The sequence below is a fragment of the Actinomadura sp. KC345 genome (genome assembly GCF_004348515.1).
Lineage (GTDB): Bacteria > Actinomycetota > Actinomycetes > Streptosporangiales > Streptosporangiaceae > Spirillospora.
Window position 1 is genome coordinate 1 of the sequence record NZ_SMKH01000151.1, and the last position, 17,355, is coordinate 17,355.

The following is a 17,355-nucleotide window of genomic DNA, read 5'->3' on the forward strand; positions in this document are numbered from 1 at the left end:
GGGGGTCGGATGGGCGGGCGTTCAGGTCTGCTGGATCGGTTCCATTCCGTCCGTGGTGCTCTCGGGCGGCCCGTGCCATTCGAAGAGCAGGACGGTGGCGTCGTCGTCCAGGCGGCCCGCGTGGTGATCGAGGATGCTGTGGACGAGCCGCCGCAGCGTCTCCGGGACCGGAAGTCCGTCGGCCTCGCGCCTGACGATGAAGTCGACGAAGCGTTCCAGGCCGAACTCCTGCTTGTCCGGGTCGCGTGCCTCCACGACGCCGTCGGTGTACAGCAGCACGCGATCGCCCGGTTCGAGTTGCCTGCTGCACATCTCCGGGACGACGCCCAGGCCGGTGCCGAGCGGGGCACCCGGTCGGCAGTCCAGCGCGGACACCCGGCGCCCGTTGCGGATGATGACCGGCGGCGGGTGCCCGTACAGCACCCACGACAGGTCCCCCGTCCGGATGTCGAGCTCCGCCAGAACGGCCGTCACGAACCGCCCGCCGTCCTGCGCGTTCAGCTCCTCCTCCATCGCCTGCCCCGTGTCGAGGAGGCCCGAGCCCTGGAGGCGGCTGTTGCGGAAGGCCGCGATGGCGAGGTTCGACGTCATCCCGGCCGGCGTGTCGTGCCCCATGGCGTCGAAGACGCCGAGGTGCACCAGGTCGCCCGCGAGGGCGTAGTCGAACGCGTCCCCGCCCAGGTCGTAGGCCGGTTCCAGGGCGGCGCCGATCACCACCTGGTCGTTGGCGAACGTCATGGGCGGCATCAGCCGCCACTGCATCTCCGCCGACACCGACATGGGCCGGGTGCGCACCAGCCGGGAGAGGGAGTCGCTGTAGGGCCCCTTGCTGACGATCATCAGCGCGACGATCCCGGCCAGGTACTCGGCGTCCTCCCTGGCCTTCTCGTCGTCCCTGCGGATGCGGACCCGCAGCACGCCGATCCGTTCGGTCCCGTCGAGGATCGGCACCCAGCGGTGGCAGGTCCCGTCGTCGAACGCCTGGCCGTTGACCGCCAGTACGCTCTGGTACGCCCGGCCCGCCACCGTTCCCTCGATCCTGTACTCCGCGACCTCGTCCCCCGGATCCTGGCCGGCGTCCTCGCCCTTTCCGGTCAGCAGCCGCAGAACGGTCTGCCGGACGTCCGCGACATAGATCAGCACGTCGTGGATGGCCGCGTCCGCCGCGTGCTTGACCACCGCACCCGGCAGCTGCTCCATGGACATCAGGTGGCTGGCCACCATCAGCTCTCTCAGCATCGGCTCGCCGTCCTGCCCCGTCCGTGCTCCGACGTCACCCTTCCCTCCCTGACCCACCTCCCTACCCACCACAGGGCGGACGTATGTCCGGGCCCAGGTCAGGTACGTTCCGGTGACGGGGCGGCGGGGAGCATCGCGGCGATCTCCGGCTTCAGCAGGTCGCGGACGCTCGCGTAGGGGGCGCCGAAGTTCAGGTTGCCGCAGCCGTCGCTGCCCCCGGAGAGGACGGCGATCCGGAACTCTCCGGCGGCGAGGAACGCGTTCAGGTAGGGCGGGGCGGTCTGCCTGCCCGGCGCGGAGGGCGCCTCCTTGGGGCGGAAGTCGGAGACCTTGAACCTTCCGTCGGGGCTGCAGTCCGCCCACCGGCGCCCGTACTCTTCCCGACGCTCCTCGACGCGCGCCTGGAGCCGGCTCACGCCGCCGGCCGTCAGGGTGCCCGGACGGAACACATCGGCCGCGGTGAGCCTGCGGCCGGTGCGCAGATCGACGGTGACGACCTCGCCGCCGGGCGACCCGTCCGCCTTCTTGCACCAGTCGGACGTCTGGAAATAGCGGACGGACACCAGGCGGGGGCCGCGCATCCCGAGCGTGGTCTCCGTGCCGATCCGCACGGGTTCGCCCTCACAGGGCAGCTCGCGTGCGCCGGCCCTCGCCAACTCGATGAGCCGGTCCAGCGGGCCGCGCAGTTGGGTGTTGATCCGGCGCTCCAGAGCGGGGTCCCCCAGGCCGCTGACGGTCGGGTACCGCGCGTTCTGGATCTGGATCGTCGCCGGGCCGCCGGTGAGCGTCCGGCTGTCGGCGGCCATCGTCACGACAGGCGCGGGCGGGGGCTCCGTGCTGTCCTGCCTGGCGTAGATCGCGCCGCCGGCCGTCGCGGCGACCACGGCGGTGCCGGCGGCGGCCGCCGTGCCCTTGCCGGCCGCCGTGGCGAGGAAGCCCTTGCTCACCGACGTTCCCACGGTGCCGGCGGTGCCGCCGCCGGCCCCGGCCGCGCCGCCCGCGCCGGCGGTGGTCGCGCCGGCCGCGCCCGCCGCGCCGGCCCCGGCCGGGGCGAGCGCGAGCGCGCCGAGCGGGAACAGCGCGGCCAGGGCGACCGCGGCGGCGGCCAGCGCACGGACGCCGCGCCGCTCCCAGTCGCTCCCGTACGCGGCGGCCGCGGCGATCTCCAGCCACGTCACGAACTCGGCGGCGCTCTCGGGCCGCTCCGCCGGGTTCTTCGCCATTCCCGCCTGGACGAGGGGGCGCAGCGGTTCGGGCACGTCCGCGACGTCGACCGGCGCGCTGAGGTGCTGGTTCATCAGCGCCACCCGGTCCGCGGCGGCGAACGGGCGGTGCCCGGTCACGCATTCGACGAACACGCAGGTCGCGGCGTACACGTCGGTGGCGGGGGCGGCGGGCTCGCCGCGCCACTGCTCCGGCGCCATGTACACCGGCGTCCCGGCGGACGAGCCGGCCCCGGCCAGGACGGCGACGCCGAAGTCGACGAGCTTGCTGAGCCCGTCCGCCCGCACGACGACGTTCGCCGGCTTGTAGTCGCGGTGGACGACGCCGACGGCGTGGGCCGCCGCGAGCCCGAGCAGGGAGCCCTTCAGGACGAGCAGCGCCGCCTCCGGGGCCAGCGCCCCGTGCTCGCGCAGGACCTCTTTCAGCGACGCTCCGTTGATCGCCTCCATCACGATCGCCGCGCCCTGCTCGCTCTCCACGAACCGGTAGAGACGCGCCACATACGGGCTGGTCAGGCGGCCGAGCATCTGCGCCTCGGCCTGCAGCCCCGCGACGGCCCGCGCGTCCGCCCGGACCAGGTACTTGATCGCGACCGGGGTACCGGACGTGGTGTGGCGGGCCAGCACGACCCGGCCCTGCCCGCCCCGCCCGAGTTCGCGGTCCTCGGTGAACTCCCTCAGCCGCCAGTCGTCCATGCGTGCTCCCGCGCCTCGCCGATGCCGTGTCGAGCCGATGCCGTGTCGAGCCGATCCCGTGTCGAGCCGATCCCGTGTCCAGCCGATCCCGTGTCCAGCCGATCCCGTGTCCAGCCGATGATCCCGTGTCCAACCGATCAGCTCTCCACAGGACGGTGACGCCGCTGCGTGCGGAAAGGTTCGCGGAAAGTTCGGACGGCCGCCGGCGCCGCCGCGGCGGGGCCGGGTGAGATGGGACACACCGGGCGCCGCGGGCGGGCGCACCGCGGAACGTTCGAAGGCACAGGTCACGGCCCCGGCTTATCGTTATCTGACAAGCGCACCGGAAATGCGCAGCCATGAATTGCCGGAAGGATTGTGCTAAACCCATCTGGGGTTCGCCGAAGCGGAAGGATCTTCATGGGCGCAGCGGAGACTCTCGCAGGGGTGATCGACACGAGGCGCTATCCGCTGGCCGAGCCGGAGGGCACCGGATGGGACGCCGTCGTTTCCCGGACCCGGGAGGCACTGGCGGAATCCGGATGCCGCGTCCTGCCCGACTTCATTCGGCCTTCATTGCAGGAGGCGCTGAGCGCCGAATGCGCGGAGATCGCGCCGGACGCCCATTACGACGTGGAAACCGTGAACGCCTACAACATCGAGGTCGGCACGCCATTGCCGGACGGCCATCCCGGGCGCATCACGTTCGAGCGGGGCAACGCGTTCGTCCCCCGGGACCGCATCCCCGCCGGGTTCATCGTCCACAGGCTGTATTCCAACGCGCTCTTCCAGCGGTTCGTGGCCGACTGCTTCGGGCTGCCGCGCGTGCACGAGCTCGCCGACCCGCTGTCGGCGCTGTGCCTCAACGTCGTGAACCCCGGGACGGAGCATCCGTGGCATTTCGACACCAACGAGTTCACCGTCAGCCTGCTGACCCGGGAGGCCGGGGACGGGGGCGTCTTCGAGTACTGCCCGAACATCAGGTCGGCGGAGGCGGAGAACGTCGGCGACGTGCGCCGGGTGCTGACCGGGCACGGCGAGGACCTCGTCCGGCGGCTGACCCTGCGCCCCGGTGACCTGCAGCTCTTCAAGGGACGGTACTCGCTGCACCGGGTGAGCACGGTGCGCGGGGACACGGCACGGCACACGGCGATCTTCGCCTACAGCGAGCGCCCGGGGGTCGTCGGCAGCGTCGCGCGCACGAAGCAGCTCTTCGGCCGCGTCCTGCCCGAGCACCTGGCGGCGGAGGGACGCGCCGTCAGGGTGGACGGGCTCCTCGACTGAACGTGCTCCTCCGAACCGTCCCCGGCCGTACCTGTTGCAGACCACCGAGGACGACATGTTCACCAGGAAGGTTCTCCGTGCGCGTCGACACGACGGGAAAGATCTCGCTCGACCACATCTACACGCGGCCCGACCCCCGCGCCTACTTCAGCACGCTCCGCGAACTCGGCTACATCATCCCGGAACTGGCGAAGCCGCACTTCCACCGGTTCATCGACGAATACCGGGAGGCGCGCCAGGTACGGTCTCCGACCGTTCTCGACATCGGCTGCTCCTACGGCGTCAACGCCGCTCTGGTGAAATACGGGGCCACCATGGACGAGCTGTACGATCGCTACGGCGGCCGCGACGCCCACCGGCACACGCGGGCGAGTCTGCTGTCCCGCGACCGGGAGCTGATCCGTTCCGGTGAACATACGAGCAACCTGCGCTTTCTCGGCCTCGACGCGTCGGACGAGGCCCTTTCCTACGCGCTCGAAGCCGGTTTCCTGGACGGCGCCGTCCACGCCGATCTGGAGAACGGCGAGCCGACCGACGAGCAGCGCGCGCAACTCGCCGGAACGGATCTGGTCATTTCCACCGGCTGTCTCGGGTACGTCACCGAGCGCACCCTTCTGCGGGTCGTCGAGGCGCACGGGGAGCGCAGGCCGTGGATGGCCCATTTCGTCCTGCGGATGTTCCCCTTCGAGCCGATCGCCGAGGCCCTCGGCGCCGCCGGGTACGAGACCGTCCGCCGCGGCGGGCTGTTCCGGCAGCGGCGGTTCGCGACACCGCAGGAGCGCTCGCTCGTGCTGGACCGCCTCGCGGGCTCCGGGGTCGACCCGGCCGGCCTGGAGACCGACGGCTGGTTCTACGCGCAGCTCCACATATCCAAGCCACGCGGCTGAAGCGGTTCCAGGCCGGCAGAGGCCCCGATGACACGAGGATCGAAGTGAACGCCAGCGAAGAAGTCTCGACCCGCACCTTCGGCAACGAGGAGCGCCTGCCGCGGGTGCCGCTCCCCACGCTCGACGCGACCTGCGAGCGGTTCATGGAGTGGTGCGGCCCCCTGCTGACCGGCGACGAGCGGGCGCGGACCGAGTCCGCGCTGGCCGCGTTCGCCCGCCCGGACGGCCCCGGCCGCACGCTGCAGGCGGCCCTCGAACGCTACGACGCGGCCGAGGGAGTGCACAGCTGGCTCGACACCTTCTGGCCGTACCGCTACCTCGGCCGGCGGGACCGGATCGCGCTGAACGCGAACTTCTTCTTCCTCTTCCGGGAGTCGGACGAAAGCCAGGCCGAGCGCGCGGCCGGCCTCATCGCCGGCGCGCTGGACTACAAGCTGCGGCTCGACGGCGAGGGCGTCCCGCCCGTCCTGCAGCGCGGGCGGCCGCTCACGATGGAGCAGAACAAGTTCCTGTTCTCCACGACCCGCATCCCCGGCTTCGAGCAGGACACCGTCCGCGCGCCCTACACCGACGCGTGGCCGGGGCCGTCGCGGGCCCGCCACATCGTGGTGTTCTTCCGCGGCAACATGATCCGGATGGACGTGCTCGGCCCGGAGGGGCACCCCCACACGCTGGACGAGCTGGTGGCGGGCCTCCACACGATCATGAAGGCCGAGACCGCCCCGGAACCGTCCACCGGGCACCTCACCACCAAGGCCCGCGCCGCGTGGGCGGAGAGCCGCCGGGCGCTCCTGGCCCTCGATCCCGGCAACGCGCGGGCGCTCGACGACGTCGAGACGGCGCTGTTCTGCGTGTGCCTGGAGAACTTCGCCCCCAAGAACACCCTCGACGCCTGCGACCACCTCCTGCACGGCGACAGCGGCAACCGCTGGTTCGACAAGGCCGTGTCGTTCGTCGTCTTCGGGGACGGCACCGCGGGCATCAACGTCGAGCACTGCGGCCTGGACGGCACCACGATCCTCGGCTTCACCGACGCGCTGCTGAGCACCTCCCCCGAGCTGCTCTCCCGGCGGTCGGGCGCCGCGTCGCAGGGCCTGCCCGCCGTCGAGCCCATCGAGTTCGTCCTCGACGACACCCTGCGGCGCGACATCGAGGACGCGGCGGCGTCGTTCGCCGCGTACGGCGCGGCGACGGCCACCGCCACCGTGTCGTTCGACGGCTTCGGCTCCGACGAGATCAAACGGCTCGGGATGTCGCCGGACGCGTTCGTGCAGATGGCCTACCAGCTCGCCCACCGGCGGGCGAAGGGCGTCACTGGGGCCACCTACGAGTCGATCGCGACCCGCCAGTACCGGCACGGGCGCACCGAGGCCATGCGCGTGGTCACCCCGGAGGTGCTGCGTTTCGTGGAGGTCATGAGCGACCCCGGCGCCGGCGCCGGGGCGCGCCGGGACGCGTTCCGCGCCGCCGCCGACGCCCACGTCAGACGCGCGCGGGAGTGCCAGAACGGGCAGGCCCCCGAGCAGCACCTCTGGGAACTGCAGCTGATCCAGAAGCGGCGCGGGGACGAGCTGGGCGTCACCGAGCCGCCGGCGCTGTTCGAGTCGCCCGGCTGGCTGACGATGCGCGACGACTACCTGAGCACCAGCTCGGCGCCGTCGGTCAACATCCGGTACTTCGGTTTCGGGTCGACCAGCGAGCAGTGCATCGGCATCGCCTACGTGCTGCTCCCGGACCGCTTCAACGCCTACCTCAGCACGCCGCGTCCCGTGGCCGGCGCGATGCAGGCGTTCGCCGACCGGCTCCGCGAGGCCGTCCACGAGCTGCGCGAACTGCTCGCCTGACCGGCCTCGCCCGAGCAGGCTCAGCGCCCCGGCCGGGCGGGTCGGTGGACCCGCCCGACCGGGTACAGCCAGCGCCGGAGCAGCCTGCTGAGCGCCGGCATGACGAGCAGGGTGAGCACCGGGACCACGAGGAGCGGGAACACCAGCGCCTGCACCGGCACCGGCCACGCCTTGGTCAGCGGCGTGAGGAACGCGTTCAGCGCCAGGCTGATCGGATAGACCGCGCAGAACGTCACGGCCATCATCTTCGGCTTGGACGGCGCCGGAACCGACTCCCCGGGCACGCTGAACCACGTCTCCAGCCCGGTGGTGTCCTGCTGGTGCTCCTCGGCGATCCCGCGGACCCGGTCGATCAGGTCCGCCCTTTCCCCGGATCCCAGCCACCGGTCGAGCCGCTCCTGATCGCTGAAGCCGACGACGGTGTAGTACCGGTTCCGCATCCCCTCGGCGCGCAGCCACGTCGCGCCCCGGTGCCCCGGGTACCGGATCGCGGCCTGGTGGAGGGCCTCCGCCCACTCCTCGAAGTCGCGTTCCCTGCCGGGCTTGACGTCCCACGTGACCACGATCGAGACGGGATCGGTCTCCGCTGCGTCCATGCTCGCAATGTCACCGCTCCAGCCCCGTCCATGCCCTTTTCCGGTCCTCCACGGCCGGGACTACGTGGTCGCCAGCGCCTCGGTGGGGCTGAGGCGGGACGCGCGGATCGCCGGATAGAGGCCCGCCACCGCGCCGATGACCAGGGTCGCGGCCACGCCGCCCGCCAGGGCCCAGGCCGGGATGACGAGCGGCCAGCCCTGGTAGAGGGTGTAGCCGGCGGTGACGACCGTGCCGATGAGCGCGCCGCCGGCGCCGCCGAGCGCCGACAGCAGCAGCGACTCGGCGAGGAACTGCGCGCGGATCTGGCCGCGGGTCGCGCCGAGGGAGCGGCGCAGCCCGATCTCCGAGCGCCGCTCCAGCACCGAGATGACCATCGTGTTGGCCACCCCGACGCCCCCGACGAGCAGCGCGACCGCGCCGAGGCCGAGCAGCAGGCCGGTGAACGCCTCGCCGGCGGCCTGCTTCGCCGCCAGCGCGTCCGACGGGCGCGACACCTCCACCTCGTTCGCCGCCTGCGGGTTCGCGGTCGCGCCGAGCACGTCCCGGACGTCCTCGACGCTCGCCTCCTGCGAACGGGTGTAGATCGTCGTGGGATGCCCGTCGAAGCCCAGCCGGTCCTGCGCCGCGGGCCAGCCGACCAGGGCGGCGCTGTCCAGCTCGGGCGCCAGCGGCGCCGGTTCGAGGACGCCGATGACGGTGAACCACCGGCCGCCGATGAGCACCTGGACGTCCGGGGCGGCGTGGCCGATCCCGAGCCGCTCCGCGGCGGCCGACCCGAGCACGGTCGCCGGGAAGGTGCCGGTCGCGGCGTTCAGCCAGACGCCGCTGCCGAGCTCGGCGCCCGTGGCGGCCCGCAGGTCGGTGCGGGCCGCATAGGTGGCGATCCCCTTCGTCTCGGTCTCCGGCATCTTGTTCGTCCGGTAGACCTTCGCCTCGCCCAGCAGGCCGATCGCCGACACCTCCTGGACCGGCGCGACCCGTCCCACCATCGCCTCCGATTCGAGCGGGAGCTGCGCCTCCTCTCCGGTCAGCGTGCTGCCGGGCGAGACGGTCAGGAGGTTGGTGCCGAGCGCGGCCAGCGTCCGGTCGAGATCGGCGCGGGAGGACGAGGAGACGCCGACGACCGCGACCATCGCCGCGATCCCGATCGCGATGCCGAGCGCAGACAGGAACGCCCGCATCGGGCGGGTGCGCAGGCCCACCGCGCCGACCCTGACCATGTCTCCCGGCCACATCCGCGCGGGTTTCAGCACGGGCTTCACCACGGGCTTCACCACGGGGGCCGTCATCGCCCGGCCTCCGCGAGCGCGGAGCCGGCCTCGGGGCCGGAGCCGGAGCCGGTCCGGGTGTCGTCGACGATGAGTCCGTCGCGCATCCGGACCCGGCGGGGCAGCCCGGCCGCGATCTCCCGGTCGTGCGTGATGACGACGACGGTGGTACCGGCGCCGTTCAGCTCGCGCAGCAGCGCCATCACCCCGTCCCCCGACACCGAGTCGAGCGCGCCGGTCGGCTCGTCGGCCAGGAGCAGCGCGGGCTCGCCGGCCACCGCCCGCGCGATCGCGACCCGCTGCCGCTCGCCGCCGGACAGCTCGTGCGGCCGGTGGCCCAGCCGGTGGCTGAGGCCGACCCGCCGCAGCGCCTCCGCCGCCCGCCGGCGCCGCGCCGCCGGACGCAGCCCCGAGTACAGGAGGCCGTCCGCGACGTTGTCGAGCGCGGGCGTGCCCGCGGCCAGATGGAAGTGCTGGAAGACGAAGCCGATGCGGCTCGCCCGCAGCGCCGACAACCCGTCGTCGGCCAGCCGCCCCACGTCGTGCCCGTCGATGTGGACGCTGCCCGAGGTGGGCCGGTCCAGCGTGCCGAGGACGTTCAGCATGGTCGACTTGCCGGAGCCGGACGGCCCGGCGATCGCGACCAGCTCCCCCGCCGCGATGTGCAGGGACACGCCGGCGAGGGCGTGGACGCCGCCCGGATACAGCTTCGTCACGTCCCGCAGAGTGATCACTTCGGTACCCCCACGACCGTGCCCTCGGCGATCCCCGGGCCGGAGATCTCCACCTTCCCGTCCGCGAACAGGCCGGTCTCGACCGCGACGTAGGACGAGGCGCCGCCCTTGACGACCTCGACTCCGAAGCCGCCCTCGCTCAGCGCCACCAGCGCGGCGACCGGCACGGTCAGCACGTTCTCGCGCTCGCCCGCGGTGAAGGCGACGTCGACGGAGGCGAGCACGTACTCCGCGGCGGCCTTCTTCGCCTCGCCGGAGTCGAGCCAGGCGGTCACCTCCACCTTCGTCGTCGGCTCCTCGCCCTGCTCGCCCGCCTCGATCACCGTCGTGACGTCGTCGATCTCCGCCGGGACGTCCTCGTTCCCCGGCAGCGTCACCTCGACGGCGGCGCCCTTTTCCGCCATCCGCTGGTCGCTGATGTCCAGTTCGACGGTCACGGCCTTGGCGGTGCCGGTGTAGGAGAGCACCTTCTTGCCGGGCGCGGCGGGCTCGCCCGGGTTCGCCGCGACGCTGTCGACCCGCACGGCCCCGGACGCGTACGCGACGCGTCCGAGCTCCACGATCCCGGTCTCCGGCACGCCGATGTCGTCCTGCCACTCCTGCACGGCGGCGGCGGTGCCGTCGGTGTACTCGTCGTCCACGGTGAAGCCGTCATAGCCGAGGGCGCGGAGGTTCGCCTCGAACCGCTTCACGTCGGAGCCCTCGTCGCCGATCCTCAGCGGCCGGTAGGAGGGCTTCGACCCGTACATCAGCACGACGGGCTCGCCGTCCACCTCGTACAGCTCGTGGCCCCGGGTGATCTGGTCGCCGCTGTCGGGCAGCTTGGTCAGGGTGCCCCTCAGCTGGCTCAGCGCGGTGTGCGCCGGGCCGTAACCGAGCCGCCCCTCCTCGCTCAGCGTGTCCGTGAGGGTCTGCCTCGACACCTTCGTGGTGTTCGGCGGCAGCGCCGCCGCCGTCCCGCCGCCCGAGTCCCCGCCGGGGCCGAACGCCGCGACGGCGGCGACGCCGCCGGCCGCGAGCAGGACGCCGGAGGCGAGGGCGGTCCGCACGCGCGGCCGGCCGCGGCGGCGGCGCGGCGGGCTCGCCTCCTCCTCACCCGCCGCGCGCTCCATGGTGGTCTCGCCCATCACTGCTTCTTTCCGCCCTGGAGGACCTTCTGGCATTCCTGCTGCGCCCGCTCGAAGGCGGCGTCGTCGTCGCCCTTCTTCCGCTCGATCCGGATGCCCGGCTGGTTCGGGTCGGGGTCCGGGAAGTCCTCCACGCCGTTCTGGCGCATGCACTCGGCGAACTCCTGGGCGCGCTGCTGCTGCCCCGGGTCCGGCGAGCCTCCGCCGTTGGCCTGCGGGCTGTACCGCCGGCACGCCTCCATGGCCTTGTCCATGGCCGCCCGCTTCTCCGGGCCGCCCTTGACCTTGAGCTGGACGCCCTGGCCGGGCTTCGGGTCCTCCACGTCCACGCCGTGGTCGCGCATGCACTGGGCGAACTTCAGCCCCATCTCCTCCTTGCTCAGCTTCTCGCCCCCGGCCGCGGCGCTCTGCTTCCCGCCGTTCGCCGACGCCACGCCCGAACCGCCCTCGTCCCCGCCGCATCCGGTCAGGGCCAGCGCCAGGGCCAGCGGCACCATCGCCAGCAGTCGCTTTCGCATGTGCGGTCATCCCCTCGTCTCCCGGCCGGCGGTTCCGGCCGGTCGGGAAGCGATGCAACCCGGCCGTCCGTTTCCCCGGCGTTTCCACCTCCGCCCGGCGGATTCCTTACCGAAACGAAACACGGCGCCGGGCAGACTCACCGGGCGGGAAGAGCGGAGGGAGCATCATGCGGGTGCTGGTGGCAGAGGACGAACGGCTGCTCGCGGACGCGATCGCCGAATGGCTGCGGGACGACGCGCACGCCGTCGACCTGGCCTACGACGGGGCCGCCGCCCTGGAACGCGTCGGCGTCAACGACTACGACGTCGTCGTCCTTGACCGCGACCTCCCCCTCGTCCACGGCGACGACGTCTGCCGGGAGATGGTGCAGGGCGAGCGCACGGCGCGCATCCTGATGCTCACCGCCGCCGCCGAGATCACCGACCGCGTCGGCGGCCTCGGTCTCGGCGCCGACGACTACCTCACCAAGCCGTTCGCGTTCCCCGAGCTGGCCGCACGCGTGCTCGCCCTCGGCCGCCGCTGCCGCCCCGCGGCGCCGCCGACGCTGCACCGCGCCGGCATCACCCTCGACCCGGCGCGCCGGGAGGTGTTCCGGGACGGGCGCTACGTCCCCCTCGCGAAGAAGGAGTTCGCCGTGCTCACCGAGCTGCTCCGCGCCGGCGGCGCCGTCGTCTCGTCCGAGCAGCTGCTCGAGAAGGTGTGGGACGAGCACGCCGACCCGTTCACCGGCGCCGTCCGCCTCACCGTCCTCAAACTGCGCCGCAAGCTCGCCGACCCGCCCGTCGTCGAGACCGTCAAGGGAGCGGGGTACCGGATCCCATGAGGTTGTCGCTCCGCGCCAGGCTGACCCTCACCTACGGCGTCCTGTTCTTCACGGCGGGGGTGCTGCTCCTCGGCGTCACCTACGTCCTGTTCAACCAGCAGCTCTCCCGCTCCAACACCAAGGTCCTCGCCACCCACACCGGCCCCGGCCCGGCGCCCCGGAACGACACCAGCCAGGTCATCGCCGAGAGCAGGCGCCTCTTCGAGGAGGAGCGCGGCGAACTGCGCGACGCGGCCCTCACCTCGCTGGTCACCCAGGGGTCGATCGCCCTCCTGGTCGTCGGCGGAGCCGCCGCGGGGTTCGGCTGGCTCATCGCGGGCCGCGTCCTCACCCCGCTGCACCGCGTCACCGACACCGCCCGCCGCATCGCCGGCTCCCCCGCCGCCGACCGCGGCCTGCACGAACGCATCGCCCTGCGCGGCCCCCACGACGAGGTCAAGGAGCTCGCCGACACCTTCGACACGATGGTCGAGCGCCTCGACCGCTCGTTCGACGGCCAGCGCCGCTTCGTCGCCAACGCCTCGCACGAGCTGCGCACCCCCCTCACGCTGGGCCGCGCCCTGGTCGAGGTGGCGATGCACCGCGAGTCGGCGTCCCCGGACGTCCGGCAGCTCGGCGAGACCCTCCTGCAGATCAACACCCGCCACGAGCGCCTCATCACCGGCCTGCTCCTGCTCGCCCGCTCCGAGAACGAGATCACCGTCCGGGCCCCCGTCGACCTCGCCGACGTCGTCACCCACGTGGCGTCCCAGACCGCCCTGGAGGCCAAGGACGCCGGCATCGCCGTCGAGACCGACACGGCCGAGGCCATGACCACGGGCGACGCGCTCCTCCTCGAACGCGCCGTCCAGAACCTCCTGGAGAACGGCGTCCGCCACAACACCGAATCGGGCCGGGTCAGGATCTCCTCCCGGACACGGGACGGCCACGCGATCCTGGAGGTCTCCAACTCCGGCCCCGCCGTCCCTCCCTACGAGATCCCCGCCCTCTTCGAACCCTTCCGCCGCCTGGACGCCGACCGGATCGTCACCGCGAAGGGCGCCGGCCTGGGCCTCTCCATCGTCCAGTCCATAGTCCGAGCCCACGACGGCACGATCACCGCCGTCCCGAATCCCTCCGGCGGCCTCCACGTGACCGTCACCCTCCCCCCGCCTCCGGCACCCGCGTAGGCCCGGCGGCCCGGGCGGCACGGGATCGAGCGGTGCGTCCACGGTGCGAGTGAACGCCCGGGAGGGCCGGTGTCCATGTCGTATGCCACGGAGCGGGTCAGCGGGAGGCCGCGTGGTTGCGGAGGTCGCGGGGGGTTTGACCGAAGCGCTGGCGGAAGGCGTGGCTCAGGGCGCTGGCCGAGGAGAAACCCGTCGCGTGGGCCAGGTCGGTGATCGTGATGTGGCGGTCGCGGGGGTTGCGGAGGCGGTCCCGGACGAGGCGCAGGCGCTCCTCCCGGATGAGGTCGCGGGGGGTCGTGCCGGCGTGCTGCAGCGCGAGCTGGATCTGGCGTAGCGACCAGCCCAGGTCCTGGGCCATGGCCGCGCCCGTGAGGTTCGGATCGGTGGCGTGCTCGCGGACGTGGCGGCGCACCACCGCCTCCACTTCGGCGAGGTGGCCCGCCGGGGGGCGTCGCTCTCCCGCCACGAGGAGGCACAGGAGCTCGGTGATCCGGTCGCAGGCGGCGTCGAACTGCGGTTCGGTGAGGGGCTCGTCCCCGACGGCCCTGACCATGTCGGCGACGACGCGGCCGAGGCCGGCGGACAGGTCGAGGCCGGCGGCGAGCGGAGGCGCCGGGTGCAGCCGGCCGTCCACCTCGTGCGCCGGGATCGTCATGACGAGCGCGCGGGCGGGACGGTCCTGGACGACCCGCAGCCGCGCCGCCGGCGACAGGAGGCCGCCGGTTCCCGGGCACAGTCGCGTCCGGGAACCGGCGCGGATCACGAGCATCTCGCCGTGGAGCGGAAGCAGGAACCGGTAGGCGCCGTCCACCCCGGCCGCGCGGACGTGGTCGACCCGGTCCGACCGGTACAGGACGATGCGGTAGGCGGCGCTGCTCTGCCGGACCGGTCCCCCGAGGAAATCGTCCACCACAGGCCCTTCCGCCGATCGGTCCGCGTGCCAGGGCCGCCCGCCGGCACCTGAATGATCATCCGCAGGGCGAGCGTAGTACGATCACGGCCGCTAAATCGGGTGAATCAAGCGGAAAGTGACGCGATTCAGACGGCGCGTGATCATGTCATGCGCCCGGCGGCAAGTTCTCTGCGCGCGAGCACAAGCGCCCCGTGCGCACCCGGCCTACCGTGCCGAATCTGCGGCGCATTCCGCGCCGTCCGGAACCCACCCAGACCGGCCACGAGGCGGACCCCCGGCCGCCTCTCCCGATTCGTGTGCACTGAGGATCTGATGGAGCAATTCCTCTTGGTGGCGGCTTTCGCCATCGTGGCGGGCGCGGGAATCACCGCCGCGGTCCTGCTGGTACGCCAGCGGCTGGCGGCCGCCGAGCTGCGTGAGCGGAACGCCGCGCTGGAGCGCGGCCTGGAGCTGCGGGACAAGGAGCTGCGGCATCTGGCGGACGTCCGGCTGCCCGACCTCATGGAGTCGCTGAACAACCCGGGCGTGGGCGTCGCCGGCCCGCTGCACGACCTCCAGCGCGAGGCCCCCGCCTACGGGCGGTCGCTGCAGACCGTGATGGACCTGTTCGCCGGGTCGGCGGCGCAGGTCCGGGAGCGGTCCGACCGGTCGGCGAAGTCGACGCTGCGGGCGATGATGCGCGCCGTCCAGAGCCTCGCGAACGAGCAGCAGTTCGCGATCTCGGCCATGCAGGAGCGCCACGACGACCCGGACGTGCTGGAGGGCCTGCTGCACATCGACCACATGAACGCCCAGCTCGGCCGGCGCGCCCAGGCCACCGCCGTGCTGTGCGGATCGTGGCCGGGGCAGCAGCGCTCGGCGTCGCCGATGAGCGACGTGGTCCGCGGCGCGACCTCCCGCATCCGGGACTACCTGCGCGTCAACCTGGAGGGGACGGTGAACAGCGCGGTGACGAGCCGCGCCGTGGAGCCCGTCGTGCTGACGCTGGCCGAACTCCTCGACAACGCCGCGCGGCACTCCCGGCCCGACACGTCCGTCGAGGTCAACTTCAGGTCCACGCACAACGGCGTCGCCATCACGATCGACGACGCCGGCGTGGCGATGGACGCCGACGAGCTGCAGCGCGCGTCCGACCTGCTGTCGGGCGAGACGTCGGTGGACATCCACCGGCTCGGCGACCCGCCGCAGGTCGGGTTCGCGGTGGCGGGCGTGCTCGCCGCCCGCTACGGGTTCCGGGTGTCGGTCGACAGCCGCTCCCCCTACGGCGGTGTGCGGGCCGTGGTGTTCGTGCCGAGCACGCTGGTCACCACCGTCCCGGACGCGCGGCCGCCCGAGCCGGTGGCCGCGCTCCGCCCGGCCGGGCGGAGCGCCGCCGTGGAGGACGGGCCGGCCACCGCGGGCGGCCTGCCCAAGCGCAGCCGTGTCGCGGTCGCCGACCGGCCCGCCGGGGCGGGCGACGCGGACGAGGAACCCGGCGCGCCGGACACCGGGGACAGGCCCCCGGCACGGCCGCCCCGGGAGACCGCGGCGGGCCTGGGCGCCTGGCAGCGCGGCACACGGTCCGGCCGCGCGGCCACACCGTCCGAACCGACGGAGCCACCGGGCACGGGGGACGCCGAGTTCGGCGGGCCCGCCATCGAGAGCAAGGACCTGCGGCCATGAACGAGGGGTGGAACGGCGCGATGGACGACGGGACGAACCGGCTCGGCTGGATGCTGGACGACGCGCTGCGCATGCCGGAGACGCGCTACGCGATCCTGCTGTCGGCCGACGGGCTGCTCATGGCGCATTCCGAGCGGATCACCAGGGACGACGCGGAACGGCAGGCCGCGGGCATGTCGGGCCTCCAGTCGCTCGCCCGCAGCACGGCCGAGTTCTGCGGCGACCCCGGCACCCAGTGGCGGCAGACGGTCAACGAGTTCGACGACGGCTACGTGTTCCTCGTCGCCGCCGGCCCCGGCGCGTACCTGGCGGTGTCGGCGACGCAGCACGTGGACATGGAGACCGTGTCGTTCCGGCTCCAGGAGCTGGTGCAGCGGCTGGGCAAGGAGATGACCAGCCCGCCGCGGCCGGGCACGGGCCTTCCCGCATGACCCCGCGCAGGAACGAGCGGGCGCTGGTCCGGCCGCACGTCGTCACCGGCGGGCGGGCGCATCCGACCCGCAACGTCTTCGACCTCGTCACCCTCGTGATCTTCAACGGCGACCTGCCGCGCGGCGGCCTGTCCCCGGAGAAGCTGCGCATCGTCGAGCTGTGCCGCGGCGGCCCGCTGTCGGTCGCCGAGATCGCGGGACACCTCGGCCTGCCCACCGGGGTCACCAAGGTTCTGCTGTCCGACCTGGTCGACGACGGCCACCTCACCACCAGGGCCGGCTCGGCGGAGGGCCGGCAGTCCAAGATCCAGCTCCTTCAGGAGGTGCTCGATGGACTCCGCGCTCGCCTCTGAGACGCCCTACCTGCGCGAGAGCGTGCGGACCAGCGTCAAGATCCTCATCGTCGGCCATTTCGCGGTCGGCAAGACCACCTACGTCGGGACGCTGTCGGAGATCCGCCCGCTGCGCACCGAGGAGCGGATGACGCAGGCCGGCGCGATGGTCGACGACCTCGCCGGCATCCGGGACAAGACGACCACCACGGTCGCCATGGACTTCGGCCGCCTGACGCTCAGCGACGACCTCGTCCTCTACCTGTTCGGGGCGCCGGGGCAGCGGCGCTTCACCCGGCTGTGGGCGGACCTCGCGCGCGGCGCCCTCGGCGCGCTGATCCTGGTGGACACCGCCCGCCTCAAGGAGTCGTTCGAGATCATGGACATCGTGGAGCGGCAGGGCCTGCCGTACGCGGTGGCCGTGAACCACTTCGACGCGTCGCCGCGCTTCCCCGAGTCCGAGGTGCGCGAGGCGCTCGACCTCGCCGACACCACGCCGCTGGTGACCTGCGACGCCCGCGACAGCAGGTCGTCCACCGAGGCGCTGATCGCGCTCGTCGACCACCTCCTCACCCTCGACACGGAGACACCGTGACCGACCGCCCCACCACCGACCGCCCCACCACCT

Annotated in this window: 17 protein-coding genes; 9 read left to right on the plus strand and 8 right to left on the minus strand. The window is 72.9% G+C overall.

Going from position 1 to position 17,355, the window contains the following annotated elements:
* Positions 1-21: 21 nt before the first annotated feature.
* Together E1281_RS23405 and E1281_RS41365 are read right to left on the minus strand one after the other, a co-directional pair.
* Positions 22-1,239 (minus strand): PP2C family protein-serine/threonine phosphatase, encoded by a 1,218-nt coding sequence (locus tag E1281_RS23405; protein ID WP_131881634.1) that lies wholly within the window; start codon positions 1,237-1,239, stop codon positions 22-24.
* Between the two features lie 98 nt (positions 1,240-1,337).
* Positions 1,338-3,158 carry a serine/threonine-protein kinase gene (locus E1281_RS41365; protein ID WP_207943437.1) on the minus strand — a complete coding sequence of 607 codons (1,821 nt, stop codon included), beginning with the start codon at positions 3,156-3,158 and terminating at the stop codon, positions 1,338-1,340.
* A 426-nt stretch (positions 3,159-3,584) separates the two neighbouring features.
* Here E1281_RS41365 and E1281_RS23415 point away from each other — a divergent pair, with 426 nt between their 5' ends.
* The 3 genes from E1281_RS23415 to E1281_RS23425 all read left to right on the plus strand — a co-directional run bounded on the left by E1281_RS23415 (position 3,585) and on the right by E1281_RS23425 (position 7,152).
* Positions 3,585-4,421, plus strand: a complete 837-nt coding sequence (locus tag E1281_RS23415) for an arpA protein (RefSeq protein WP_243717290.1) — start codon at positions 3,585-3,587, stop codon at positions 4,419-4,421.
* Between the two features lie 77 nt (positions 4,422-4,498).
* Positions 4,499-5,308 (plus strand): class I SAM-dependent methyltransferase, encoded by an 810-nt coding sequence (locus tag E1281_RS23420; protein ID WP_131881638.1) that lies wholly within the window; start codon positions 4,499-4,501, stop codon positions 5,306-5,308.
* A 44-nt stretch (positions 5,309-5,352) separates the two neighbouring features.
* Positions 5,353-7,152 (plus strand): choline/carnitine O-acyltransferase, encoded by a 1,800-nt coding sequence (locus tag E1281_RS23425; RefSeq protein WP_207943438.1) that lies wholly within the window; start codon positions 5,353-5,355, stop codon positions 7,150-7,152.
* Between the two features lie 20 nt (positions 7,153-7,172).
* On the opposite strand, the gene E1281_RS23430 is transcribed toward E1281_RS23425, so the two are convergent.
* From E1281_RS23430 to E1281_RS23450, 5 genes are read right to left on the minus strand one after another with little or no spacing between them, the layout of a single operon-like run.
* Positions 7,173-7,748: an antibiotic biosynthesis monooxygenase gene (locus tag E1281_RS23430; RefSeq protein ID WP_131881640.1), complete on the minus strand. Its 576-nt coding sequence runs from the start codon at positions 7,746-7,748 to the stop codon at positions 7,173-7,175.
* 60 nt (positions 7,749-7,808) lie between these two features.
* Positions 7,809-9,038: an ABC transporter permease gene (locus E1281_RS23435; protein ID WP_243717292.1), complete on the minus strand. Its 1,230-nt coding sequence runs from the start codon at positions 9,036-9,038 to the stop codon at positions 7,809-7,811.
* Positions 9,035-9,733 carry an ABC transporter ATP-binding protein gene (locus E1281_RS23440; RefSeq protein ID WP_243717293.1) on the minus strand — a complete coding sequence of 233 codons (699 nt, stop codon included), beginning with the start codon at positions 9,731-9,733 and terminating at the stop codon, positions 9,035-9,037. The genes E1281_RS23435 and E1281_RS23440 overlap by 4 nt, the downstream gene beginning before the upstream one ends.
* A 14-nt stretch (positions 9,734-9,747) precedes the next feature.
* A complete protein-coding gene (locus E1281_RS23445; RefSeq protein ID WP_131881644.1) occupies positions 9,748-10,878 on the minus strand; it encodes a peptidoglycan-binding domain-containing protein in 1,131 nt (376 codons plus the stop codon).
* Positions 10,878-11,396, minus strand: a complete 519-nt coding sequence (locus tag E1281_RS23450; protein WP_131881646.1) for a hypothetical protein — start codon at positions 11,394-11,396, stop codon at positions 10,878-10,880. Before E1281_RS23450 ends, E1281_RS23445 begins: the two co-directional genes overlap by 1 nt.
* Positions 11,397-11,563: 167 nt before the next feature.
* On the opposite strand from E1281_RS23450, the gene E1281_RS23455 reads away from it, so the two are divergent.
* Positions 11,564-12,220, plus strand: coding sequence for a response regulator transcription factor (locus tag E1281_RS23455; protein WP_131881649.1), 657 nt, complete (start codon positions 11,564-11,566; stop codon positions 12,218-12,220).
* Complete coding sequence (locus E1281_RS23460; protein WP_131881651.1) at positions 12,217-13,389, plus strand: HAMP domain-containing sensor histidine kinase; 1,173 nt, start codon at positions 12,217-12,219, stop codon at positions 13,387-13,389. The genes E1281_RS23455 and E1281_RS23460 overlap by 4 nt, the downstream gene beginning before the upstream one ends.
* A gap of 97 nt (positions 13,390-13,486) precedes the next feature.
* Here the strand turns inward: E1281_RS23460 and E1281_RS23465 are convergent, their stop codons facing one another.
* Positions 13,487-14,299, minus strand: a complete 813-nt coding sequence (locus E1281_RS23465) for a helix-turn-helix domain-containing protein (RefSeq protein ID WP_207943439.1) — start codon at positions 14,297-14,299, stop codon at positions 13,487-13,489.
* Positions 14,300-14,614: 315 nt separating this feature from the next.
* Here E1281_RS23465 and E1281_RS23470 point away from each other — a divergent pair, with 315 nt between their 5' ends.
* From E1281_RS23470 to E1281_RS23485, 4 genes are read left to right on the plus strand one after another with little or no spacing between them, the layout of a single operon-like run.
* Positions 14,615-15,964, plus strand: a complete 1,350-nt coding sequence (locus E1281_RS23470) for an ATP-binding protein (RefSeq protein WP_207943440.1) — start codon at positions 14,615-14,617, stop codon at positions 15,962-15,964.
* Positions 15,961-16,395 (plus strand): roadblock/LC7 domain-containing protein, encoded by a 435-nt coding sequence (locus E1281_RS23475; RefSeq protein ID WP_243717296.1) that lies wholly within the window; start codon positions 15,961-15,963, stop codon positions 16,393-16,395. The genes E1281_RS23470 and E1281_RS23475 overlap by 4 nt, the downstream gene beginning before the upstream one ends.
* A complete protein-coding gene (locus E1281_RS23480) occupies positions 16,392-16,748 on the plus strand; it encodes a DUF742 domain-containing protein (RefSeq protein ID WP_131881655.1) in 357 nt (118 codons plus the stop codon). Before E1281_RS23475 ends, E1281_RS23480 begins: the two co-directional genes overlap by 4 nt.
* Positions 16,726-17,322 carry an ATP/GTP-binding protein gene (locus E1281_RS23485; RefSeq protein ID WP_131881657.1) on the plus strand — a complete coding sequence of 199 codons (597 nt, stop codon included), beginning with the start codon at positions 16,726-16,728 and terminating at the stop codon, positions 17,320-17,322. The genes E1281_RS23480 and E1281_RS23485 overlap by 23 nt, the downstream gene beginning before the upstream one ends.
* Positions 17,323-17,355: the final 33 nt, after the last annotated feature.